Annotated in this window: 21 protein-coding genes; 9 read left to right on the forward strand and 12 right to left on the reverse strand. The window is 59.8% G+C overall.

Annotated features, from left to right (window positions below):
- Positions 1-114: 114 nt before the first annotated feature.
- The 4 genes from aceF to ampD all read right to left on the reverse strand — a co-directional run bounded on the left by aceF (position 115) and on the right by ampD (position 6,595).
- Complete coding sequence (gene aceF, locus CUC44_RS14315; RefSeq protein WP_100860587.1) at positions 115-2,010, reverse strand: pyruvate dehydrogenase complex dihydrolipoyllysine-residue acetyltransferase; 1,896 nt, start codon at positions 2,008-2,010, stop codon at positions 115-117.
- A 232-nt stretch (positions 2,011-2,242) separates the two neighbouring features.
- Entirely contained in the window at positions 2,243-4,903 is a 2,661-nt protein-coding gene (aceE, locus tag CUC44_RS14320) for a pyruvate dehydrogenase (acetyl-transferring), homodimeric type (protein ID WP_100860588.1), read from the reverse strand.
- 79 nt (positions 4,904-4,982) lie between these two features.
- Positions 4,983-5,747 (reverse strand): pyruvate dehydrogenase complex transcriptional repressor PdhR, encoded by a 765-nt coding sequence (pdhR, locus tag CUC44_RS14325; RefSeq protein ID WP_050718877.1) that lies wholly within the window; start codon positions 5,745-5,747, stop codon positions 4,983-4,985.
- 275 nt (positions 5,748-6,022) lie between these two features.
- Positions 6,023-6,595 (reverse strand): 1,6-anhydro-N-acetylmuramyl-L-alanine amidase AmpD, encoded by a 573-nt coding sequence (ampD, locus tag CUC44_RS14330; protein WP_100860589.1) that lies wholly within the window; start codon positions 6,593-6,595, stop codon positions 6,023-6,025.
- 135 nt (positions 6,596-6,730) lie between these two features.
- On the opposite strand from ampD, the gene CUC44_RS14335 reads away from it, so the two are divergent.
- From CUC44_RS14335 to yacG, 9 genes are all read left to right on the forward strand, one after another.
- Positions 6,731-7,201 carry a retropepsin-like aspartic protease family protein gene (locus tag CUC44_RS14335; RefSeq protein WP_100860590.1) on the forward strand — a complete coding sequence of 157 codons (471 nt, stop codon included), beginning with the start codon at positions 6,731-6,733 and terminating at the stop codon, positions 7,199-7,201.
- Positions 7,202-7,204: 3 nt separating this feature from the next.
- Entirely contained in the window at positions 7,205-8,062 is an 858-nt protein-coding gene (gene nadC, locus CUC44_RS14340) for a carboxylating nicotinate-nucleotide diphosphorylase (protein ID WP_100860591.1), read from the forward strand.
- Between the two features lie 320 nt (positions 8,063-8,382).
- Complete coding sequence (gene tapA, locus CUC44_RS14350) at positions 8,383-8,808, forward strand: type IVa pilus major pilin TapA (RefSeq protein ID WP_100860592.1); 426 nt, start codon at positions 8,383-8,385, stop codon at positions 8,806-8,808.
- 3 nt (positions 8,809-8,811) lie between these two features.
- Positions 8,812-10,518 (forward strand): PilB family type IVa pilus assembly ATPase TapB, encoded by a 1,707-nt coding sequence (gene tapB, locus CUC44_RS14355; protein ID WP_100860593.1) that lies wholly within the window; start codon positions 8,812-8,814, stop codon positions 10,516-10,518.
- 126 nt (positions 10,519-10,644) lie between these two features.
- A complete protein-coding gene (locus tag CUC44_RS14360) occupies positions 10,645-11,886 on the forward strand; it encodes a type II secretion system F family protein (protein ID WP_100860594.1) in 1,242 nt (413 codons plus the stop codon).
- Positions 11,887-11,963: 77 nt separating this feature from the next.
- Positions 11,964-12,836 carry a prepilin peptidase gene (locus CUC44_RS14365; protein ID WP_100860595.1) on the forward strand — a complete coding sequence of 291 codons (873 nt, stop codon included), beginning with the start codon at positions 11,964-11,966 and terminating at the stop codon, positions 12,834-12,836.
- 13 nt (positions 12,837-12,849) lie between these two features.
- Positions 12,850-13,464 (forward strand): dephospho-CoA kinase, encoded by a 615-nt coding sequence (gene coaE / locus CUC44_RS14370; protein WP_100860596.1) that lies wholly within the window; start codon positions 12,850-12,852, stop codon positions 13,462-13,464.
- A 37-nt stretch (positions 13,465-13,501) separates the two neighbouring features.
- Entirely contained in the window at positions 13,502-14,224 is a 723-nt protein-coding gene (zapD, locus tag CUC44_RS14375; protein ID WP_167388915.1) for a cell division protein ZapD, read from the forward strand.
- Positions 14,225-14,236: 12 nt separating this feature from the next.
- A complete protein-coding gene (gene yacG, locus CUC44_RS14380; protein WP_100860598.1) occupies positions 14,237-14,431 on the forward strand; it encodes a DNA gyrase inhibitor YacG in 195 nt (64 codons plus the stop codon).
- Positions 14,432-14,529: 98 nt separating this feature from the next.
- Here the strand turns inward: yacG and mutT are convergent, their stop codons facing one another.
- The 8 genes from mutT to murC all read right to left on the reverse strand — a co-directional run bounded on the left by mutT (position 14,530) and on the right by murC (position 24,616).
- Positions 14,530-14,937 (reverse strand): 8-oxo-dGTP diphosphatase MutT, encoded by a 408-nt coding sequence (mutT, locus tag CUC44_RS14385; RefSeq protein ID WP_100860599.1) that lies wholly within the window; start codon positions 14,935-14,937, stop codon positions 14,530-14,532.
- A gap of 96 nt (positions 14,938-15,033) precedes the next feature.
- Entirely contained in the window at positions 15,034-17,754 is a 2,721-nt protein-coding gene (gene secA / locus CUC44_RS14390) for a preprotein translocase subunit SecA (protein WP_100860600.1), read from the reverse strand.
- A gap of 57 nt (positions 17,755-17,811) precedes the next feature.
- Positions 17,812-18,717: a M23 family metallopeptidase gene (locus CUC44_RS14395; RefSeq protein WP_100860601.1), complete on the reverse strand. Its 906-nt coding sequence runs from the start codon at positions 18,715-18,717 to the stop codon at positions 17,812-17,814.
- A 140-nt stretch (positions 18,718-18,857) separates the two neighbouring features.
- Positions 18,858-19,781, reverse strand: coding sequence for a UDP-3-O-acyl-N-acetylglucosamine deacetylase (lpxC, locus tag CUC44_RS14400; protein ID WP_100860702.1), 924 nt, complete (start codon positions 19,779-19,781; stop codon positions 18,858-18,860).
- 101 nt (positions 19,782-19,882) lie between these two features.
- Positions 19,883-21,034 (reverse strand): cell division protein FtsZ, encoded by a 1,152-nt coding sequence (gene ftsZ / locus CUC44_RS14405; RefSeq protein WP_005305686.1) that lies wholly within the window; start codon positions 21,032-21,034, stop codon positions 19,883-19,885.
- A 39-nt stretch (positions 21,035-21,073) separates the two neighbouring features.
- Entirely contained in the window at positions 21,074-22,333 is a 1,260-nt protein-coding gene (gene ftsA / locus CUC44_RS14410; protein ID WP_010675832.1) for a cell division protein FtsA, read from the reverse strand.
- Positions 22,314-23,066: a cell division protein FtsQ/DivIB gene (locus tag CUC44_RS14415; RefSeq protein WP_167388916.1), complete on the reverse strand. Its 753-nt coding sequence runs from the start codon at positions 23,064-23,066 to the stop codon at positions 22,314-22,316. The genes ftsA and CUC44_RS14415 overlap by 20 nt, the downstream gene beginning before the upstream one ends.
- 95 nt (positions 23,067-23,161) lie before the next feature.
- A complete protein-coding gene (murC, locus tag CUC44_RS14420) occupies positions 23,162-24,616 on the reverse strand; it encodes a UDP-N-acetylmuramate--L-alanine ligase (protein WP_100860602.1) in 1,455 nt (484 codons plus the stop codon).
- Between the last annotated feature and the right edge of the window lie 44 nt (positions 24,617-24,660).

Genomic DNA, 24,660 nt, shown 5'->3' on the forward strand with positions numbered 1-24,660 from the left:
GCACAGTCTTATGCCAGACAAGGCGGCTGCAGCCGTGAAAAAAACGGGGCAAGTTTACAATCCTGTTAATGAAATGAGAAGCAGAAAGGGTGGGCTTTGGGCCCACCCTCTCACTTACAGGACCAGTCGACGAATGTCGGACAACACGCCACTCAGGGTGGTGATGAAGCGAGCACCGTCGGCGCCGTCGATGACGCGGTGGTCATAGCTCAGGGCCAGCGGCAGCATCAGGCGAGCCTCGAACTCCTTGCCGTTCCACTTCGGTTTGAAGTCGGACTTGGAGACGCCCAGGATGGCCACTTCCGGCGCATTGACGATCGGAGTGAAGCTGGTGCCACCGATACCGCCAAGGCTGGAGATGGTGAAGCAACCCCCCTGCATGTCGGCAGCAGTCAGCTTGCCGGCACGGGCCTTCTTGGAGATCTCGGCCAGATCGCGGGACAGCTCGAAGATACCCTTCTTGTTGACGTCGCGAACCACCGGAACAACCAGGCCCCCCGGAGTGTCAACTGCCACACCGATGTGGATGTACTTCTTCATGATCAGCTTGGTGCCGTCTTCGGACAGGGCGCTGCAGAAGCGCGGGTGCGCTTCCAGGGCCTTGGCGGCCGCTTTCAGGATGAACACCAGCGGGGTGATCTTCACGTCCAGCTTCTGCTTCTCGGCCAGGATGTTCTGCTCTTTGCGGAACGCTTCCAGCTCTGTGGTATCGGCTTCGTCGAACTGGGTGACGTGCGGGATCATGGCCCAGTTGCGGTGCAGGGCAGGACCGGAGATCTTCTGGATCCGGGTCAGTTCCAGCTCTTCGACCGGGCCGAACTTGCTGAAGTCCACCTTCGGCCACGGCAGTACGCTCATACCGTTGCCAGTGCCGGTACCGGCAGCAGGCGCGGACTCGGCGCGCTTGACCGCATCCTTCACATAGGCCTGCACGTCTTCTTTGACGATGCGACCCTTGCGACCGGAGGCTTTCACCTTGGCCAGGTTGACGCCGAACTCACGGGCCAGACGACGCACGGCCGGGGAGGCATGGACGTAGGCATCGTTCGCAACGAAATCGGAAGAGGCGGCAGCAGGAGCGGCGGCCTGAGCAACCGGCGCAGCGGCAGCAACAGGTGCGGCAACGGGAGCAGCAGCCTGAGCAACCGGGGCGGCGGCAGGGGCGGCACCCGCTACTTCGAATACCATGATCAGGGAACCGGTGGAGACCTTGTCACCCGCCTTCACCTTGATCTCTTTGACCACACCGGCGAACGGCGCAGGCACTTCCATGGAGGCCTTGTCACCTTCCACGGCGATCAGGGACTGGTCGGCTTCGACCTTGTCACCCACGGCGACCATGATCTCGGTCACTTCGACTTCGTCACCGCCGATGTCCGGCACGTTGACCTCTTTTGCGGCGGCAACGGCAGGGGCTGCAGCCACGGGAGCGGCGGCCTGAACCGGTGCAGCAACGGCGGCAGGCGCGGCGCCAGCCACTTCGAATACCATCACCAGGGAACCGGTGGAGACCTTGGCGCCGGCGGCAACCTTGATCTCGACCACGCGGCCCGCGAACGGTGCCGGTACTTCCATGGAGGCCTTGTCACCCTCCACGGCCAGGATGGACTGGTCGGCTTCGACCATGTCACCCACGGCAACCATCAGCTCGGTCACTTCGACTTCGTCGTCACCGATATCCGGCACGTGCACGTCTTTGCGAGCGGCAGCAGCGGAGGCGGCCGGCGCAGCGGCAGCAACCGGGGCAGCAGCCTGAGCCGGCGCGGCAGCGGCCGCACCTTCGGCTTCGAAGATCATGATCTGGGAACCGGTGGCAACCTTGTCGCCCACCTTGATCAGGATCTCTTTGACGATACCGGCGGCAGGGGCCGGTACTTCCATGGAGGCTTTGTCACCTTCCACGGCGATCAGGGACTGGTCCAGTTCGACCTTGTCACCCACGGCGACCATGATTTCGGTCACTTCAACTTCATCGGCACCGATATCCGGCACCATAATCTGTTTGGACATTGTGCTTATCCTCTTACGCGTACGTTTATCGCGTTAACCTTGGCAGCTCCATATCCGGCACTTTCTGCCTGGATACAGTGCTTTATCCTCTTACGCGTCTGTCGCGTTAACCTTTGCAAGGGCCCGTTTGGCATATAAATGACTGCTAAAACGGATAATTGCCATTGCTTCTACTGTCACCGAATCGGGCAAGGAGCCGTCCGGCGCAATGCCGGACGGCTCCTCCGTTCTCTTATGCGTGCAGCGGGTTAACCTTGTCGGCATCGATGCCGTATTTGGCGATGGCGTCGGCCACTACCTGCTTGTCGATCTCGCCACGCTTGGCCAGTTCGGTCAGGGCAGCTACCACTACGTAGAACTCGTTCACTTCGAAGTGACGACGCAAGTTGGCACGGCTGTCGGAACGGCCGTAACCATCGGTACCCAGTACACGGTAGTTCTCGGTCGGTACGAAGGCACGCACCTGATCGGCGAAGGACTTCATGTAGTCGGTCGCGGCGATGGTCGCTTCGGCGCCCAGCACGGTGGCGATGTACGGCACACGCGCTTCTGCAGTCGGGTGCAGCATGTTCCAGCGATCCGCGTCCTGACCGTCACGGGCCAGTTCGTTGAAGGAGGTCACGCTGAACACGTCGGAACCCACGCCATATTCGGTGGCCAAGATCTGGGCGGCGGTGCGCACGTGACCCAGGATGGAGCCACAACCCAGCAGCTGTACCTTGGCCTTGTTACCGGCCACGGATTCCAGCTTGTAGATACCCTTACGAATACCTTCCTCGGCGCCTTCCGGCATGGCCGGCATGGCATAGTTCTCGTTCAGGGTAGTGATGTAGTAGAAGACGTTCTCCGGCTTCTCACCGTACATGCGACGCAGACCGTCTTGCATGATCACCGCTACTTCATAGGCGTAGGACGGATCGTAGGAGATGCAGTTCGGGATGGTGCCGGCCAGGATGTGGCTGTGACCATCTTCGTGCTGCAGACCTTCGCCGTTCAGAGTGGTACGACCGGAGGTCGCGCCCAGCAGGAAGCCACGGGCTTGCTGGTCACCGGCTGCCCACGCCATGTCGCCGATCCGCTGGAAGCCGAACATGGAGTAGTAGATGTAGAACGGGATCATCGGGCAGTCGTTGGTGCTGTAAGAGGTCGCAGCAGCCAGCCAGGAGGACATGGCGCCCAGCTCGTTGATACCGTCTTGCAGAACCTGACCCTGCTTGTCTTCCTTGTAGTAGGAGACGATGTCACGGTCTTGCGGGGTGTACTGCTGACCGTGCGGGCTGTAGATGCCGATCTGACGGAACAGACCTTCCATACCGAAGGTACGCGCTTCGTCAGCCAGGATCGGAACGATACGCTTGCCGATGGACTTGTCTTTGAGCAGCACGTTCAGGGAACGCACGAACGCCATGGTGGTGGAGATCTCACGCGCCTGTTCACCCAGCAGGGGGCCGAAAGCGTCCAGTGCCGGGATGTCCAGCTTGGTGGTGCTCTCACGCAGACGGGTCGGTACATAGCCCTTCAGAGCAGTACGACGAGCGTGCAGGTACTTGTGCTCTTCGGTACCTTCTTCGATCTTCAGGTACGGCAACTCTTCCAGCTGCTCGTCGGTGACCGGCAGGCTGAAACGATCGCGCAGGTGACGCACTGAGCCCAGATCCATCTTCTTGACCTGGTGAGCGATGTTCTTGCCTTCGGCCGCTTCGCCCATGCCATAACCCTTGATGGTCTTGGCCAGGATGACGGTCGGCTTGCCCTTGGTCGCAGCAGCCTTGGAGAAGGCGGCGAACAGTTTACGGGGGTCGTGACCACCGCGGTTCAGGGCGAAGATCTCCTCGTCGGTCATGTCTTTGACCAGCGCGGCGGTTTCCGGGTAACGATTGAAGAAGTGCTCACGCACATAACCGCCGTCACGGGACTTCATGGTCTGGTAGTCACCATCCACGGTTTCGTTCATCAGCTGGATCAGCTTGCCGGAAGTGTCTTTCTTCAGCAGCTCATCCCACTTGCGACCCCAGATGACCTTGGTGACATCCCAACCGGCGCCGGAGAACAGGCCTTCCAGCTCGTTGATGACCTTGCCGTTACCGACAACAGGACCGTCCAGACGCTGCAGGTTGCAGTTGACCACGAAGACCAGGTTGTCGAGCTTTTCGCGCACGGCAACGGTCAGGGCACCCTTGGCTTCCGGCTCGTCCATCTCGCCGTCACCCAGGAAGGCATAAACGGTCTGCTCGGAGCAATCCTTGATGCCACGGTCGGTCAGGTACTTCAGGAAGCGAGCCTGATAGATGGCGGCGATAGGACCCAGCCCCATGGAAACGGTCGGGAACTGCCAGAAGTCCGGCATCAGTTTCGGGTGCGGATAGGAAGGGATACCCTTGCCATCCACTTCCTGACGGAAGTTGTCCAGCTGCTCTTCGGTCAGGCGACCTTCGGCGAATGCACGGGCGTAGATGCCCGGGGAGATGTGACCCTGGAAGTAAACCAGATCGCCACCATCCTTCTCGCTGCGAGCGCGGAAGAAGTGGTTGTAGCAGACTTCATAGATAGTCGCGGAAGAGGCGAAGGAAGACATGTGACCGCCAAGGTCCAGATCTTTCTTGGAGGCACGCAGCACGATCATCATGGCATTCCAGCGGATGATGGCGCGGATGCGACGTTCCATCTCCAGGTCGCCCGGGTAAGCCGGTTCGTCGCTGGCAGGAATGGTGTTGATGTAGTCGCGATTTGCCTTTTCAGCCACGTCGACACCGCTGATGCGGGCCTTCTCGGCAAGCTGTTCAAGGATGAACTGAGCGCGTTGCGGACCCTCTTCACGCAGCAGGGATTCCAGAGAGGCAAGCCACTCCAGCGTTTCTATCGGGTCCACATCGTTCTTCAGGATATCAGACATGGCTGGTTCCTATTTTGTTGTGATTGCACGGCATTGCACGGCGAAGGGCGCAAGCATTCGACAATAGAGCCTTGTGGGATTAGTTTTCCTGCTGACGGATCCGACGCATGGATCGCTGGATCCGGCTGTCTTCCCTCTGCATATCCAACAAGGTGTCCTCGATAAAGGCCAGGTGCTCATGACAAGCTGCCCTGGCCCGCTCCGGAGCCCCCGACAGGATAGCCTCGATCAGTGACGCGCGATGGCGACGGATCTTGGCGACCACTCCCGGACGGCGATTCAAAATCTCATTATTTCGTAAAATATTCTGTTCGAGCATGGGGCCCATGGCCCGCAACAGGTGCAGCAGCACCACGTTGTGGGAGGCCTCGGCGACCGCCAGATAGAACTGGGTGACGGCGGCAGATTCGGCCACCAGCGATCCCAGCTGACCCGCCTCTTCGATGGCGGATTGCGCCAGGCGAATGCGTTCGAAATCGGCCTCGGTCCCCCGCAGCGCCGCATAGTAGGCACAGATGCCTTCCAGTGCGTGACGAAACTCCAGCAGGTCGTACTGGGCTTCCGGGTGGGTACTGAGCAGCTCGAACAGCGGATCGGCGATCCCCTTGCTCAGGGCATTTTGCACATAGGTGCCGCCGCCCTGACGACGATACAAGAGTCCTCTCGCTTCCAAACGCTGGATAGCTTCGCGCAGGGATGGGCGCGATACCTGAAACTGGATGGCGAGTTCACGCTCGGGAGGCAGTTTCTGCCCCGGCTGCAAACTGCCTTCCAGAATCATGCTTTCCAGCTCGGCGACGATGGCGTCGGCCAGCTTGGGCTGAGTAATCTTGATATAGGGCATGGGGCTACTTTGTTAAATTGGTATTACCAATTCTATGATTGGGGCGAAAATTAGCAGAGCGACTGGGAAAAGTCCACCCGAAATATGATCTGAATCAAGATTGAACGGCACCACTTTAGGGGTAAAAGAAGGGAATTATGACCTAGCTCATAGAAAATGGTCTGACCAATATTTATGACGCTTCTCACGGGTAACATTTGGCCAACAGCATGAAAAATGGCTCACCCCAGAGGCAAGCCATTGATTTTAAAAACACAAACTTATGTTTGGAGTTTTCACTTAAAGTTGAGCATCTGCCGGTATCGAAGCCATTCGAAACTTGCACCCGGGTCCGTCTTGCGACCCGGCGCTATGTCGCAGTGACCGACGATACGATCGGATGTAATCGCGGGATAATGATGGGAGATGGCCCGACTGAGACTCGCCAGCACCTCGTACTGCGGTTCGCTGTATGGGAGCTCGTCGGTGCCTTCCAGCTCGATGCCGATGGAGAAATCGTTGCAGGCCTCCCTCCCCTCCCAGCTCGACACCCCGGCGTGCCAGGCGCGGGAACCGAATGGCACATACTGCACCAGCTCACCGTCCCGGCGGATCAGGCAATGGGCCGAGACCCTTAGCTGATGAATATCGGCAAAATAGGGATGAACGGCGGGATCTAGCTTGCCGAGGAAGAGATCGTCTATCCAGGGGCCGCCAAACTGGCCGGGGGGCAGACTGATGCCGTGCACCACCAACAGGGAGATGTCGTCCGGGCTGGTCCGTTCGTTGTGATGGGGTGAAGGCACCCGGCGGGCCTGTTCGCACCAGCCGTCGACATCGATGGAAAAAGGGGTTTGAGGCTGCGTCATCGTCTGCTCGATTCACGTGAAAATAGGTACCCGTCGCCGGGTCGCTGCCCTCCCAGGAAACCGGGAACAAGCATCTGAATTCATAAGTAAAACTATGTTAGGCTGAACCATCGTCCGCAAGGTATTGGATCCCGTATGCACCCGATGGCACGCCGTCTCTGGCTACTGGCCTGGCTCTCGCTGCTGGGGCTATTGACGCTCTACTTCTATTCCAGCGCCAAACCCACTGTGACCGCCAGTGGCGATCTGCTGCTCAAGGCCGATGCCAGCGGCCACTATCGTCTGGAGGGTGCCATCAACGGCCAGCCGGTGCAACTGCTGCTGGATACCGGCGCCACCCGGGTGACGGTACCGAGCCAGGTGGCGGAACGTCTCGGCCTCGTCGCTACCGGCAGCAGCCGGGTCAATACGGCGGCCGGGCAGATCCAGGTCCAAACCAGCCAGATCGAAAGCCTGGCGATGGGCCCTCTGACCCTGTACGATTTGTCCGTGTTTATCAATCCGGCTGCCGACGGGGAGGAGATCCTGGTGGGTATGAATGCCCTCGGCCGGCTGGAATTGCGCCAAAGAGACAGGCAGTTGCTTCTCAGACCCTTGCAGGAATAAGGCATGTTACAACAGGACATCAGCCGCGCCGTGCGCGCCGCACTACTCGAAGACTTGGGCGACGCCCTCACCGCTCTGGATCAACCGGATGCCAGCGCCGACATCACGGCCCAGCTGATCCCGGCCGATCGCATGTCGAGCGCCCGGGTCATTACCCGCGAGGCGGGGGTATTTTGTGGTCAGCCCTGGGTCGATGAGGTGTTTGCCCAGCTCGGTGGTGAAGTGCGGGTTGAGTGGCTGGTGCAGGACGGCGAGCGCCTCTCCCCCAATCAGGAGCTGTTTCGCCTGCATGGCCCGGCCCGCGCACTGCTGACTGGGGAGCGCAATGCCCTGAACTTCGTGCAGACCCTGAGTGGCGTAGCCACCCTCACCGCCCGCTATGTGGCCGAGCTGGAGGGGACCGACTGCCGCCTGCTCGATACCCGCAAGACGCTGCCAGGCCTTCGCAGCGCCCAGAAATATGCCGTCACCTGCGGCGGTGGCAAGAATCACCGCATCGGCCTGTTCGACGCCTATCTCATCAAGGAGAACCACATCCTCGCCTGTGGCGGCATCAAGGAAGCCATCACCCAGGCTCGCCACCTCAACCCGGGCAAACCGGTGGAAGTGGAAGTGGAGTCACTGGCCGAGCTGGAGCAGGCCCTGGCGGCCCGGGCTGACATAGTGATGCTGGACAACTTCGACGTGCCCATGATGGAGGAAGCCGTGGCCTTGAATCAGGGCCGCGCCAAGCTGGAAGTCTCCGGCAACGTGACGCTGGACACCCTTGCGCAATATGCCGCCACCGGCGTCGACTTTATCTCGGTCGGTGCCCTGACCAAGCATGTAAGAGCGCTGGATCTGTCGATGCGATTTATCTGACGTGAGGAAGAGCCAGGCTAACTAGTCGGCCCTGCCAGATATTACAGGACTCGAAACTTGCAAAAGGCGCCACAGGCGCCTTTTCTTTATGCAGGATCCAACGACATAAGGAGTGTGAAGATGGGCCCTCCCCGACTGTAACCAGAGCCAATGGAAGCTTTTTAAACGTTGATTTTTCTATATTTTTCACCAAATGACAGAAAAGTGGTTAACAAGGGGGCTGCCTCTGTTGCCAACCTCAAGCGCTCGGATAAGATACTGGCGTGTGGATAGAATTCCACCGGCACTTCTCAGGAACCATGGAAAAAAGGATATTTGACATGAAGAAACAGTCAGGCTTCACCCTTATTGAATTGATGATCGTCGTTGCGATCGTCGCCATCTTGGCCGCCATTGCCCTGCCGGCTTATCAGTCCTACACCAAGAAAGCGAAGTTTACAGAGGTGATTGCAGCCACGAGTGCAGCAAAAACTGCTGTTGAAATATGTTACAGCAATCTAAACACTCTTACTGGCTGTACTGCAGGTACTAACGGTATTCCGGCTAACCCCTCAGGAGCTACTGGGCTACTGCAGTCTCTAGATACAACAAACGGTGTAGTTACAGCAACAGCTGTTGGCTCATCAGGCACCGCTGCACAAGGGCTTAACGGCGAAACCTATGTCCTCACTCCGACCGTAACAAACAATAAATTGATATGGGCGCCAGCCAGTAGCAGCACCTGTACTGGTGCGGGAATCTGCTAACGCATGACCTCTAGCCCCAATAGCGGCCTGGCTACCAGTCTGGCCGCCTCTTCCCTCCTCAGTGAGCCAGACTCACAGCGCTATCTGAGCCAGGCCAAGGCGCAGCGCAAACCCTTTGTTACCTTCCTGATTGAAAACGATATCCTGGACAGCAAGGCGCTGGCCGATTTCTGCGAGCTGGAATATGGGGTACCTCTGCTGGATCTTGCCGCCTTCGATTTGGCCGAGATCCCGCAGAAATACCTCAATCAGAAGCTGATTGAGAAACACCATGTACTGCCCATCTACACCCAGGGCCACACCCTCTATATTGCCATGTCGGATCCGACCAATGTGTCGGCGTTGGAAGACTTTGGCTTCAGCTTCGGCCTGCACACCGAGGCCCTGCTGGTTGAGGAGAGCAAGCTGACCACCGCCATCGGCAAGCTGATGGAGAGTGAGCAGGATGCCCTCGGCATGGATGACATCGATGAGTCCGAAATATCCGAGCTGGAAGTCTCGGACGAGGGTTCACGGCTCGATGAGAGCGTCAATACCGCTGATGACGATGCTCCCATCGTCAAATACATCAACAAGATCATGATGGATGCCATTAAGCGCGGCGCCTCTGACTTGCATTTCGAGCCCTACGAGACCAAGTACCGGATCCGCTTTCGCATCGACGGCATTTTGCATGAAGTCGCCACCCCGCCGGTCAATCTGGCCAACCGTTTCTCGGCTCGCCTCAAGGTGATGGCACGGCTCGACATCGCCGAGCGGCGCCTGCCACAGGATGGTCGCATCAAGCTGAAGATATCACGCAGCAAATCCATGGACATGCGGGTCAACACATTGCCAACCATGTGGGGCGAAAAGATCGTTATCCGCTTGCTGGACTCGTCGGCGGCGCGCCTCAACATAGAGCAACTCGGCTTCGATGATCGCCAAAAAGCCCAATATTTGAGAGCGCTCTCCAAGCCTCAAGGCATGATCCTGGTCACGGGTCCGACCGGCTCAGGCAAGACGGTCTCCCTCTATACCGGCCTGAACATTCTCAATACCAACGAGGTCAACATCTCCACCGCCGAAGATCCGGTGGAGATCAACCTGCCAGGGGTCAACCAGGTACAGATCAATCCCAAGGCGGGTCTCACCTTTGCCAGCGCCCTGCGCTCCTTCCTGCGCCAGGATCCGGATGTCGTCATGGTGGGTGAAATTCGGGATCTGGAAACTGCCGAGATCGCCATCAAGGCTTCCCAGACCGGTCACCTGGTGCTGTCAACCCTGCACACCAACTCGGCGGCCGAGACCCTGACCCGGATGATGAACATGGGGGTGCCCGCCTTCAACATCGCCTCCTCAGTCACCCTCATCATGGCCCAGCGCCTAGCACGAAAACTGTGCGATCACTGCAAGACCCCCGAGGTGGTGCCCGATGCCGAGTTGCTGGAGCTGGGCTTTACTCAGCAGCAGCTTGCCGCAGGACTGCGGCTATTCAAGCCGGTAGGTTGCAAGGAGTGTTCGGGAGGGTACAGGGGGCGAGTGGGCATCTATGAGATCATGCTGATGTCCGACAATATCGCGAAATTGATCATGCAGGGGGCCAACTCGCTGCAGATCGCCGCCATTGCTCAGAAGGAAGGGATGCGCAATCTGCGCACTTCCGGTCTCGAAAAAGCACGGCTGGGCGTCACCAGCCTGGCCGAGATCAACCGGATCACAACCAACTAGGCTCACGTTTCAGTTTATTCACCCGGGTGAAGCCGCTGTGCCCCCCGGTCACACTCTCAAAGCCAAGGGAAACCGGACAGGGAGCCATATCGTCCGGTCACCGTCGCCCAATTGCAGGATGCAGTGATGGCTACAATCGCACAAAAACAGAACGTCCCGAAAAAGGTCTTCTCCTTCCGCTGGCACGGGGTCAATCGCAAGGGACAAAAGGTCTCCGGCGAGTTGCAGGCTGACAGCATCAACACCGTCAAGATTGAGCTGCGCAAGCAGGGCGTCAATGTCACCAAGGTCAGCAAGCAAAGCCAGGGGATATTTTCCAAGGGCGGCGCCAAGATCAAACCGATGGACATCGCCGTCATCTCTCGCCAGATCACCACCATGCTCTCCGCCGGGGTTCCCCTGGTACAAAGCCTGCAGATCATCGCCCGCGGCCACGAGAAGGCGGCGGTGCGCGAGCTGATTGGCCAGATCGCCGCCGACGTGGAGACCGGCACCCCCATGTCGGATGCGCTGCGTCGCCATCCCCGTCACTTCGATGATCTTTACTGCGATCTGGTCGAGGCGGGGGAACAATCCGGGGCGCTGGAGACCATCTACGACCGGATTGCCATCTACCGCGAGAAGAGCGAGGCACTCAAGTCCAAGATCAAGAAGGCACTGTTCTACCCGACCATGGTCATACTGGTGGCCATAGTCGTGACCTCCATCCTGCTGCTGTTCGTCATCCCCCAGTTCGAGGATATCTTCAAGAGTTTCGGTGCCGAGCTGCCGGCGTTCACCCGCTTCGTCATCGCCATCTCCCGCTTCATGCAAGACTGGTGGTATGCGATCTTCGGCGGCATCGCCCTGGCCATCTTCCTCTACGTGCGAGCCTGGCGCAGCTCCCAGAAGGTGCGCGACAACACGGACAAATTCGTCCTCACCATTCCCATCGTCGGCTCTATCCTGCACAAAGCTGCCATGGCCCGCTTCGCACGCACCCTCTCCACCACCTTCTCCGCCGGTATTCCCCTCGTAGATGCCCTGGTCTCGTCCGCCGGCGCCTCCGGCAACTATGTCTATCGCACCGCCATCCTGGCCATTCGCAACGAGGTGGTGGCCGGCATGCAGATCAACGTCGCCATGCGCACTGTGGATCTCTTCCCCGACATGGTGATCCAGATGGTGATGATAGGCGAGGAGTCCGGCGCCATCGATGACATGCTCTCCAAGGTGGCGGCCATCTTCGAGCAGGAGGTAGACGACATGGTCGACGGCCTCACCAGCCTGCTCGAGCCCCTCATCATGGTGGTGCTCGGGGTGCTGGTCGGCGGTATGGTGGTCGCCATGTACCTGCCCATCTTCAAGCTGGGCTCTGTGATACACTGATCCCCTTGCCGTCGAGTGGCCAGCCGATACCGGACTGGCGCACTCGCGGCTCCCTTTTCCAACACAAACGGTTGATTATGGCCTCTCTGATCGAACTGGCCCAGGCCTTGCCCTGGCTCTATTTCTCCCTGATCTTTCTCTTCTCCCTGATGATCGGCAGCTTCCTCAACGTGGTCATCCATCGCCTGCCCATCATGCTGGAGCGTGACTGGCACGCCGAATACCGCAGCTACTTCGACACAGAAACAGACGCGGCGCCCACGGCCCCCTACAACCTGATGGTGCCACGTTCCGCCTGCCCTCACTGCGAACACGCTATCACGGCCATCGAGAACATCCCCCTGCTGAGCTGGCTATGGCTCAAGGGGCGCTGCCGGGCATGCAAGGCCCCCATCTCGGCCCGCTACCCCCTGGTCGAGTTGCTGACGGCCCTGATGTCGGTAGCCGTCGCAGCCACTCTATCTCCTGGCTGGGGTACCTTCACAGCCCTGGTGCTTACCTGGGTGCTGATCGCCCTGACGTTTATCGATCTGGACAAGATGCTGCTGCCGGATCAGCTCACCCTGCCACTGCTGTGGGGGGGCCTGCTGTTCAACCTGCTGGGGGGCTTTGTGTCGCTCAGTGATGCGGTGATCGGCGCCATGGCCGGCTATCTGGTGCTCTGGAGCCTCTACTGGGCCTTCAAGCTGCTCACCGGCAAGGAGGGCATGGGCTATGGGGACTTCAAGCTGCTGGCGGCCCTCGGCGCCTGGCTCGGCTGGCAAGCCCTGCCCATAGTGTTGCTGCTCTCCTCCCTGGTCGGTGCCATCATCGGCATCGGGCTCATAGCGCTGCGCAAGCACCATCAGGCCAACCCCATCCCCTTTGGTCCCTATCTCGCCATCGCGGGCTGGATTGCGCTGCTGTGGGGAGATAGCATCACCCGTTGGTATCTGAACGCAGTTCTCTGAAGGAGCCCCTGACATGTATGTGGTAGCCATTACCGGCGGGATAGGCAGCGGCAAGACGACCATCGCCAACCAGTTTGCGGCCCTTGGCATCGAGGTGGTGGATGCCGACGTGATCGCCCGCGAAGTGGTGGAGCCCGGCACCCCGGCGCTGGCCGCCATCGCCGCCCATTTCGGCAGCGACATCCTGGATGCAGGGGGCGAGCTGGACAGACGCGCCCTGCGTGAGCGCATCTTCAACCACCAGGAAGAAAAAGCATGGTTGAATGCACTGCTTCATCCCCTAATCCGCCAGGAAATGCTGCGCCAGTGCGCCGCAGCCAGCTCCCCCTACTGCCTGCTGGTGGTGCCCTTGCTGGTCGAAAACAAACTCACCGGCCTCGCCGATCGGGTACTGGTCATCGACGTGGATGAAGAGACCCAGATCGAGCGTACCTGTCGCCGGGATGGGGTGAGCCGGGCCCAGGCCGAGGCCATACTGGCGGCCCAGGCGAGCCGTGCCGAACGGCTCGCGGCGGCGGACGATGTGCTGGACAACCAGAGTGGTACAAGCGAGACCATCTCGGCACGAATTTTCGCGCTGCACGAGACATATCTGGCATTTGCCTCTCAACAAGCCCCCCAACTGTGAGTACACTAGGCCGGTTTATGGCTGGCCAGGATTAGGCATGATTTACGATTTTCCCCTCAACGAAAAAAGCCGGACCTATCTTCGTCTGGAGTCCCTGTTTTCCCAGATCCGCGACAATCTGGAGAGTGACCAGCCTTGGGCACACATCGCCTTCTTCAAGGGGTTGTTCGATCTGCAGGAGCTGCTGGAGCGCGGTGACCTTCGCGCCGATCTGATCAAGGATCTGGAGCGCCTCGGCCAGCGCCTGAGCCACTGGGCCAGCTTGCCGGATGTGGATCTCGAACAGATCCAGCGAATGCAGCAGGAGAGCAACCAGCTGTCCCGCAGCCTGCTCAATTCCCCCCGCCCCGGCGCGCGCCTGAAAGAGGATCGTCTGCTCGGCTCCATCCGCCAGCGCTTCTCCATTCCCGGCGGCCTGTGTGCCTTCGACGTGCCCCAGTTGCACCACTGGCTCGCCACGCCAGCCCTGCCCCGTCATCAGCAGATGCAGCAGTGGCTCAGCGACATCAACCTGCTGATGAACGCCATCACGCTGTTGCTGCGCCTGTGGCGTGAATCCGGCAACTTCAGCGATCAGGTCGCCACCAACGGCTTCTTCCAGGATACCGCCGAGGGTGCGGAGCTTATCCGCATCCGTCTGCCGGGCGGCCAGTCTTGCTACCCGACCCTGAGCGGCCACAAGAACCGCTTCGCCCTGCGTTTCCTGCCGACCACTGAGCAGCAGATAGGCGACGTGCCTTTCCAGCTCGCCTGCTGCTAAGGAGTGAACCAGATGGTGACCAAGGTAAAATGCCCGACCTGCCAGACCGAGGTGGAATGGACTCCAGAGAGCCCGTTTCGCCCCTTCTGCAGCAAGCGCTGCCAGCTGATCGATCTCGGCGAGTGGGCCGACGAGGAGAAGCGCATTCCCGGTGAGATCAATCCGGAACTGCTGCCCTACCCCGAGGAAGGGGAGCAGTGGCAATAAGCCAGAACTGAAAAAGGGCCCGATGGGCCCTTTTTTATGGTCGCGATACAGACGACGCTGTGTTTCTTTGCCGAGCTGGCTGGCGCGGTGCCATTACACTATCGTACCAGCTGCTCCTGCAACCGGGTCACGATAGGACCATTGGCATCCGGGAACCGATACTCGTGCAGGGCGGTCAGCGGCACCCAGCGGCACTCCTGCCCCTCCTTGCCAAACGGCTCGCCATCGAAGCGGGTCACCTTCCAGATATCCAGCAGCACCTGCTTGTCCGGGTAGTCGTGGTGCAGCTCCATGAAAGGAGCGCAATCCTGCACCCGGATCCCGATCTCCTCCCACAGCTCCCTGTCCAGCGCTGTGAGCAGATCTTCCCCGGACTCCACCTTGCCCCCCGGGAACTCCCAGCGATCGCCCTGGTGGCTCTCGGAGGAGCGTTTGGCGAGGAAGATCTCTCCCTTCTCATTCTCGATGACACCGACCGCCACCCAGATACGTTTCTTCGCTTCCACTTCACTTACCTCATCGCTCGTGCGGCACTAGGGCCACAGACATCCAAACAGTAATGAGGCGGGCACTGGGCCCGCCTCATGATGACATTGGGATGATCAGGTCAACTGACCGTGGCAATGCTTGTACTTCTTGCCGGAGCCGCAGGGGCAAGGGTCGTTGCGGCCCACCTTCTGCTCGTCCCGCACGAAGGTGACGGGAGCCGCCTCTTCCTGGCCCTCCTCGTCCGCCAGCTGATTCTCGGCGGCGGCATGGGTGTAGGTGCGGGGAGCTGCTTCCGCCTGCTGGCGCTGGTGCTCTTCCATCGCTTCCACGTCGCGCTCCTGCACCTGAACCCGGCTCAGGATGCTGACCACGTCGCGCTTGAGGGTTTCCAGCATCTGGGTGAACAGATCGAAGGACTCGCGCTTGTACTCCTGCTTGGGGTTCTTCTGGGCGTAGCCGCGCAGATGGATGCCCTGGCGCAGGTGATCCATGGCCGCCAGATGCTCCTTCCACAGGCCATCCAGGGTTTGCAGCATCACCGCCTTCTCGAAGTTGCGCAGCACGTCCTTGCCGACCAGCTCTTCCTTGTGGGCGTAGAGCTTGGTGGCCTCTTCCAGGATGCGCTCGCGCAGCTTCTCTTCATACAGCTTGTCGTCTTCCGCCAGCCACTGCTGCAGCGGCAAGTCCAGCGCGAAGTCGGACTTCAGGCGCGCTTCCAGACCCGGCACGTCCCACATCTCTTCCAGGGACTGGGGCGGGATGTACTCGTCGATGATGGCGCCGTAGACGTCGTCGCGGATGACATGGATAGTTTCGGAGATGTCGTTGGTGTCCAGCAGCTCATTACGCTGCTCATAGACAACTTTACGTTGATCATTCGCTACGTCATCGAACTCGAGCAGGTTTTTACGGATGTCGAAGTTGCGACCTTCCACCTTGCGCTGAGCGTTCTCGATGGCCTTGGTCACCCAGGGATGCTCGATGGCCTCGCCCTCTTCCATGCCCAGCTTCTTCATCATGCCGGTCACGCGATCGGAGGCGAAGATCCGCATCAGGGTATCTTCCATGGAGAGGTAGAAGCGGGAGGAACCCGGGTCACCCTGACGACCGGAACGGCCGCGCAACTGGTTGTCGATACGACGGGATTCGTGGCGCTCGGTGCCTATGATGTGCAGGCCGCCGGCAGCTAGCACTTCGTCATGACGCACCTGCCAGGCGGCCTTGATGGCACGGACTTGTTCCTCGGTCGGGTTCTCCAGCGCGGCGATCTCCGCCTGCCAGTTGCCGCCGAGCACGATGTCGGTACCACGACCGGCCATGTTGGTCGCTATGGTGACGGCGCCGGTCTGACCCGCCTGGGCGACGATCTCCGCCTCCATGGCGTGGAACTTGGCGTTCAACACCTTGTGGGGGATGTTTTCCTTGGTCAGGATACCGGACAGCAGCTCGGAGTTCTCGATGGAGACGGTACCCACCAGCACAGGCTGGCCGCGTTCGACGCAGCCGCGGATGTCTTCGATGATGGCGGCGTATTTTTCCTGGGCAGTCAGGTAGACCAGATCGCCCATGTCCTTGCGCACCATCGGCTTGTTGGTCGGGATGACCACGGTATCCAGGCCATAGATCTGTTGGAATTCAAAGGCTTCGGTATCTGCAGTACCGGTCATGCCCGCCAGCTTGTCGTACAGACGGAAGTAGTTCTGGAAGGTGATGGAGGCCAGGGTCTGGTTCTCGTTCTGGATCTTGACCCCTTCCTTCGCCTCCACTGCCTGGTGCAGACCGTCGGACCAGCGACGACCCGGCATGGTACGGCCGGTGTGCTCATCGACGATGACGATCTCGTCCTTCTGGACTATGTAGTCGACGTTGCGCTCGAACAGGGTGTGAGCGCGCAGGCCGGCGTTGACGTGGTGCAGCAGGCTGATGTTGGTGGCGGAGAACAGGGAGTCATCTTCCGCCAGCAGCCCCTCTTTCTTGAGCAGCTCTTCCACGAAGATCTGGCCGTTCTCGGTCAGCAGGGCCTGACGGTTCTTCTCGTCCACCGTGTAGTGGCCGTCACCCGTGTACTCTTCGGAGTCTTCCTTGTCCTGCTTGACCAGCAGCGGGATCAGCTTGTTGACCTGGATGTACATGGCCGAGCTGTCTTCCGCCGGGCCCGAGATGATGAGCGGGGTACGAGCTTCATCGATGAGCACGGAATCCACCTCATCCACCAGCGCGTAGTTGAGCGGACGCTGCACGCGCTGCTCCGGCGAGAACGCCATGTTGTCGCGCAGGTAATCGAAGCCAAATTCGTTGTTGGTACCATAGGTGATGTCGGCGGCGTAGGCGTCGCGCTTCTGGGACGCATCCATGCCGGGCACGTTGCAGTCCACCGTCATGCCAAGGAAGGTGAACAGCGGGCGGTTCGCCTCGGCATCACGCTTGGCCAAGTAATCGTTCACCGTCACCACGTGCACGCCGCGGCCGGAGAGGGCATTGAGGTAAGCGGGCAGGGTCGCGGTGAGGGTCTTGCCTTCACCAGTTTTCATTTCGGCGATGCGGTTGGAGTTCAGCACCATGCCACCGATCAGCTGGACGTCGAAGTGGCGCATGCCGAACACCCGGCGGGAGGCTTCGCGCACGGTGGCGAACGCTTCCGGCAGCAACTGCTCAAGGGTCTCACCCTGCTCCAGACGCTGACGATATTCAGCTGTCTTGGCCTGCAGCTCCTGATCGGACAGCGTCTCGAACTGAGGCTCCATCGCATTGATCTGTTTTACAATTTTGCGCAAAGCCTTGAGCGTTCTGTCGTTCCGGCTGCCGATAATCTTGGTGAGCAGTGTGCTAATCATGGGTACCAACTATTTTGGTTATAAAAGCGTTCCGTCACTGGAACCTGAAGAAAAAACCTAACCCCGTCTGGCGTTCAGAAAGCGTGCGGGGTTGACCTGACGACCATCTTTCAACACTTCGTAATGCAAATGAACCCCGGTCGCGCGACCGGTGCGCCCCATCAGGGCTATCTTCTGGCCTTCATCGACCAGGGTGCCCACGTCCACCAGCAACTTGGAGTTGTGGGCGTAACGGGTCACCAGACCATTGCCATGGTCTATCTCCACCATGTTGCCAAATTCCGGGTGACGTCCCGCCCAGCTGACGATCCCCTTGCCGGTCGCCAGTATGGGGGTGCCGGGCTTGCCCCGGAAGTCCACGCCCTTGTGCATCTTGGCACGGCCGTTGAACGGATCGACCCGACCACCGAAGCCGGAGGAGATCCAGACCCGCTCCTGCTTGACCGGCGAGCCGGAAATAAAACCGGCATCGGTGATATGGTGATTCATGATGAAAGTTTCAAGTACCGACAGCTGTTCTTCGCGGCTGCTGAGCTGACGGTCGAGGTGCGCCATGGAATCTTGCAGCTCGTTGAGGCTGACTTCCAGATCCGCATCATAGGAGGGGCCGCCCATGGGAGGCAGCTCCTTGAAGTTGAACTCCTCGGGATCCAGGTCTGCCTTTTCGGTCAGCCGCTCACCGAGGGCATTGAGACGACCGAGCTGCCCCTGCATGGTGCCCACCTGGGCGGCCAGCATGGCAAGCTGTTCACGGGCTTCATCAGCCCCTTGGGTCGATTTTTGTTGCTCGGCCATGGCCAGCGCGACTTCCAGCGCTTCCATTTTCTGGTGCCAGCTCTGCCAGAGCCAACCACCACCCAGCACCATGGTGAAGAAGAGGATACCGCCGACCCAGGCCAGACGTTGTTTGGGTAAGTGCAACTTGCGGCGCTGCTTACCGTGGAGGATCAGGGTAATGCTCATAGAAATCTGTCTGCTCGGTCAGGTGAGGCCAAGGGCCAACACGGGTAATAAAACCGGGAGATAATCGGTATTACAGGATGGAATAAACAAATGACGGGACGTCGGTGCGGAGAGATGACCGACGTCCCGTTGCACAGCTATCAGGCCAGAACCAGACCGTTATCGTAGTAAGCGATGGGCGCTTTCTCGCCCTCACCCTCGAAGGTCACCAGTTCCCAGGCCTCCTGCTTGGCCAGCAAGGCACGCAACAGTTTGTTGTTCAGGGCATGGCCCGTCTTGTAGGCGCGGAATTCACCTATGATGCTGCGGTTACACATATAGAGGTCACCGATCGCATCCAGCATCTTGTGCTTGACGAACTCGTCTTCGTAACGCAGACCATCTTCGTTCAGCACCCGGTAGTCATCCAGCACCACGGCATTTTCCAGGCTTCCGCCCAATGCCAGGTTCTGGGAACGCAGATACTCGATGTCACGCATGAAGCCGAAGGTACGGGCACGGCTGATCTCTTTCACGAAGGAGCTGCCGGAGAAGTCCAGCACGCAACGCTGGTTGCGGCCTTCAAACACCGGATGCTGGAAATCGATCTCGAGATCCATCTTGAAGCCGTTGCGATAGGGGTGGAATTCCGCCCACTTGTCGCCGTCTTCAACCCGGACGCTCTGCTTGATGCGTACAAACTGCTTGGGTGCACTCTGTTCACGAATACCCACTTCTTGCAGCAGGTAGATGAACGGATGCGCACTGCCATCCATCACCGGGATCTCGGGGGCATCAACCTCGACGTAGAGGTTGTCGATCCCCATCCCGGCCAGGGCGGCAGACAGATGTTCAATGGTCGACACACGGACGCCGGCTTCGTTTACCAGAGCGGTACAAAGCACGGTATCGCGTACCTGATCGGCGTTGGCTGGCAGCTCTACCACAGGATTCAGATCGGTACGCAAGTAAACGATCCCTGTGTTAACAGGCGCCGGACGGAACGTCATTGTGACTTTCCGGCCCGAATGCAGACCCACACCGGTGGCCTGGACACTCGTTTTCAAGGTTCTTTGTCTAATCATGGGCATATCCGCCTAACAGCTCAAAATCCTGACCAGATGGTCGTTGCCGGGCCATCTTAGCACAATCCTTAAGCAACAAACAAACTAGAGCCATCAGAGGCTTAGTCCGCTTGCTTGCGCAGGAACGCGGGAATATCGAGATAATCCGGTTCGCGACGAGCTTGCGGCTCGGCGTTGACCACCTTGGCCGGGGCCTCTTCCATCACGCGAGACTGCAGTGCTTCGCTGATCAGGGGCTGACGGGCCGGACGCTCCTGGACCATATTGTTTTTCACGAGGGTGATGTCGGGCTTGCGCTCGGCACCGATACCGGTCGCAACCACGGTGACACGCAGTTCGTCGTGCATTTCCGGGTCGATAACGGTACCCACTACCACGGTAGCGTTCTCGGAGGCGAAGGCCTTGACCGCGTTACCCACGGTTTCGAACTCTTCGATGGTCATGTCCATGCCGGCGGTGATGTTGACCAGGATGCCACGGGCACCGGCCAAGTCCACGTCTTCCAGCAGCGGGCTGGAGATGGCTTTCTCGGCCGCTTCTTCGGCACGATCGTCACCTGAGGCGGAGCCGGTACCCATCATGGCGGTACCCATCTCGCGCATCACGGTACGCACGTCCGCGAAGTCGACGTTGATCAAACCCGGACGGGTGATCAGCTCGGCAATGCCCTGTACCGCGCCCAGCAGCACATCGTTGGCCGCCTTGAAGGCATCCAGCAGGGAGATGCCACGACCCAGCACCTTCAGCAACTTGTCGTTGGGGATGGTGATCAGGGAGTCGACGTTCTTGGACAGCTCTTCGATGCCGTGGGCGGCAAAGCCCATCCGCTTCTTCCCTTCGAAGGAGAACGGCTTGGTCACGACAGCAACTGTCAGTATGCCCATCTCGCGCGCCACTTCGGCCACGATCGGCGCGGCGCCGGTACCGGTACCACCACCCATGCCGGCGGCGATGAACACCATGTCTGAACCGGTCAGCAGCTCACGCAGCGCTTCCCTGTCTTCCATGGCGGCATCACGACCCACTTCCGGATTGGCTCCGGCCCCGAGACCCTTGGTGATGCCACCGCCGATCTGCAAGGTAGTGTTGGCACTGGAATTGCGCAGCGCCTGGGCGTCGGTGTTGACAGTAATGAACTCAACACCCTCGATGTTTTGACGAACCATGTGCTCGACTGCGTTGCCGCCGCCGCCACCCACACCTATCACCTTGATGACGGCTTCGTCAGTGTGGCTATCCATAAATTCAAACATGTTGTCTCTCCGCTTTATTTGCCTGACTCAGCAAAATCTTTAGAACTCGCCACGCAACCAGTTGCTGACCCGTTTGACCAGCCCACCTACGCTTGCCTTGGCGGCATATTCCTTGTTACTGCCAGTGGATTGATTGGTACGGCCGTACTGCAGCAGCCCGACCGCAGTCGAGTAGACAGGTGCCTGCACGTAATCGCTCAATCCACGTATGTTCATGGGTTCGCCCACCCGGACCTGGCTCTGGAAGATCTGCTCTGCGCACTCCACAATGCCTTCGATCTGGGCCGCGCCACCGGTCAATACCACACCGGCCGCCAGCTGATGCTTGACCCCCTGCGCCTTCAACTCGCTCTGCACCCGTACCAGCTCATCATTCACCATGGAGAGCAACTCGGTGTAACGGGGTTCAATCACTTCAGCCAGTGTCTGCCGTTGCAGGCTGCGCGCCGGGCGACCGCCGACACTGGGGACTTCAATATTGTCTTCCTTGCTGACCAGTCGGCCGAGGGCGCAACCGTAGCGCACCTTGATCGCCTCGGCGTCCAGCGGCGGCGTGCCGAAGGCGTAGGCGATGTCACTGGTCACCGTGCTGCCGGCGTACGGGATCACCTTGGTGTGACGCAGGGCGCCGCCGGTAAACAGCGACATGTCCATGGTGCCACCGCCGATGTCCACCACGCAGACCCCGAGCTCCTTCTCGTCTTCGGTCAGCACCGCATAGCTGGAGGCCAGCGCCGAGAAGATCAGCTGATCCACCCGCAGACCCACTTTCTCGACACACTTCTCGATGTTGCGAGCCATGTCGTTGTGGCAGGTGATCAGGTGGACCTTGGCCGCCATCCGTACCCCGGACAGGCCGACCGGATTCTTGATCCCTTCCTGATAGTCGATGGCAAACTCCTGGGGCAGCACGTGCAGCACCCGCAGCTCATCGGACAGTCGCACCGACTTGGCGGTGTGGATGACGTTGTCCACGTCTTCCTGGGTCACCTCTTCATCGGAGATGGGCACCATGCCGGTCTCGTTGCGACAATCGATGTGTTTGCCGGACAAGCCCAGATAGACGGAGCTTATCTGGCAGTCAGCCATCATTTCTGCCTCTTCCACCGCGCGGCGCAGGGACTTGACCACGGAGTCGAGGTCATTGACCCCGCCCTTCTCCATCCCGCGCGAGGCGTGGCTGCCCATGCCGATGACATTGAGCTCGCCATCCGGCAGCACTTCACCAACCAGTACCGCCACTTTGGTCGTGCCGATATCCAGTCCGACAATCAAATTCCTATCTGCGGTGTTGGTCATTCACTTTCTCTTCGTTCTTCTTCCAGCCAACCGCCATCCCGGTGTCGTATCGAAGGTCCACGTAAGCAACCTGCTCACGGGGTTCGATGACAGGAAAGGCATCGATAAACCGCTGCAAACGAAGCGCAATATCCGAGCGCCCCACATACAGCTGAATGTTGCCATCCAGGGTCAGTTCCCAGGCATGGCGGGGAGTCAGATTCACTCCCAGCAACTTGTATCCCTTGGCAGCCAGTTGCGCCTCGTACTGATGGCTCGCCTCCAGCACCTTGGCGGCCTGATCATCGGGCCCGGACAACTGCATCAGGGGCTTCTTCACCCTGTCCGGTGCGCTGAATACCTCACCCTTGGTGTTGACGAAGCGGTTGCCATTCCAGCGCGCCGCCACCGCCTGTTCGGTGAGGTAGACCTTGATCTTGTTCGGCCACTTCTTGCGGACCGACACCTGGGCCACCCAGGGCAGGGCGTTCAACCGCCCCTGCAATTCGTTCACATCCAGCTCGAAGAAGTTGCGCAGCTCGGCACCATCCAGCACGGCCTCGCGCAGCTCATCGGCTTTCAAATATTCGTGTTGCCTCTGCAGCAACAGCTCGCTCATGGGCAACCGACTGGCATCTGTCAGCCAATCTTTAACATCCAGCGCAGTCTGGTAGAGACCCCACATGACCAGGATGAAAAATCCCACCCCGATGATGAAGCCACCCTTGGTGCGCCCTTGTGCCCTTGCCTCCACCCGCTCTATCCCCGTTTAACGCGCCAGCCGGCCCTTGCAGACCGGTCCGCCATTATATAGGCCCCGGCTTGGCGGTCAAAATACTCATTGGGCCCTCAGGCACCGGATTTCATGCTATCTAGGCTCAATTTCATCTCGCCGAGACGGCGGGCCAGTGCCCCGACGTTCCCTGCCCCCTGTGTCAGCACCAGATCCCCCTCGCCGATGAGATCCGCCAGCACGGCCGGGACATCGTCCGGCGTTGCGACAAAGATGGGTTCCAGAGTGCCGCGGGAGCGGATGGAGCGGCACAAGGCTCGGCCATCGGCACCGGGAATGGGCTCTTCACCGGCGGCATAGACCTCCAACATCACCAGTACATCCACCTTGGAGAGCACGTCGGCGAAATCTTCGTAGAGATCCCGGGTGCGGCTGTAGCGGTGAGGCTGAAACACCATGACCAGACGCTTCTCCGGCCAGCCGGCACGGGCGGCATTGATGGTGACCTTGACCTCGCTCGGGTGGTGACCATAGTCATCCACCAGCATGGCCTTGCCGCGACCGGTCTCGAACTCGCCATATTGCTGGAAGCGGCGCCCCACCCCTTCGAACTTGGCGAGCGCCTGTATGATGGCCTCATCGTCGATACCATCTTCGGTCGCGACCGCGATGGCGGCGGCGGCATTGAGGGCGTTGTGCACACCTGGCAGATTCAGGGTCACCTGCAGCTCACCCGCGTCTTTGCGGCGCACCCGGAAACGGCTGCGGTTGCTGGTCTGGGCGAAGTCCAATACCTGGACGTCGGCGTCATCGGACAGGCCATAGGTCAGGGTCGGACGGGCGATCTCCGGCAACAGGCCGCGGATCACGGGATCGTCCACACAGACCACAGCCAGCCCGTAGAAGGGCAGGTTGTGCAGGAAGTCGATAAAGGTGGCCTTCAATTTGGAGAAGTCACCGCCATAGGTGTCCATGTGATCCGCTTCGATGTTGGTCACTATGGAAACCATGGGCTGCAGATGCAGGAAGGAGGCATCGCTCTCATCCGCCTCGGCGATCAGGTAACGGCTGCTACCCAGACGGGCATTGGTGCCTGCGCTGTTGAGCAGGCCGCCGATGACGAAGGTCGGATCCCGGCCTGCCTCGGCATAGATGCTCGCCACCAGGCTGGTGGTGGTGGTCTTGCCATGGGTGCCGGCGATGGCGACCCCGTGCCGGAAACGCATCAGCTCGGCCAGCATCTCGGCGCGGCGCACCACAGGGATGCGCAGCTCACGGGCGGCGACCAGCTCAGGGTTGTCCTGCTTGATGGCGGTGGAGACCACCACCACGCTCGCCTCGTTTACGTGCTCGGCGCTGTGACCCACGAAGATGTGGGCACCGAGCGATGCTAGCCGCTCGGTCACCGCATTGCGAGACAGATCGGAGCCGGAGATCTGATAGCCCTCGTTGGCAAGCACTTCGGCGATCCCGCCCATACCGGCACCGCCAATGCCGATGAAATGAATGCGGCGCACGCGGCGCATTTCCGGGATCACAGTACGCAGTTTTGCCAGTTCAACCTTGGTCATAGCTCTCTCTCTTTAGTCCACCGCACACAGCTCGGCGACATCAA

The organism is Aeromonas lusitana (assembly GCF_002812985.1).
GTDB lineage: Bacteria > Pseudomonadota > Gammaproteobacteria > Enterobacterales > Aeromonadaceae > Aeromonas > Aeromonas lusitana.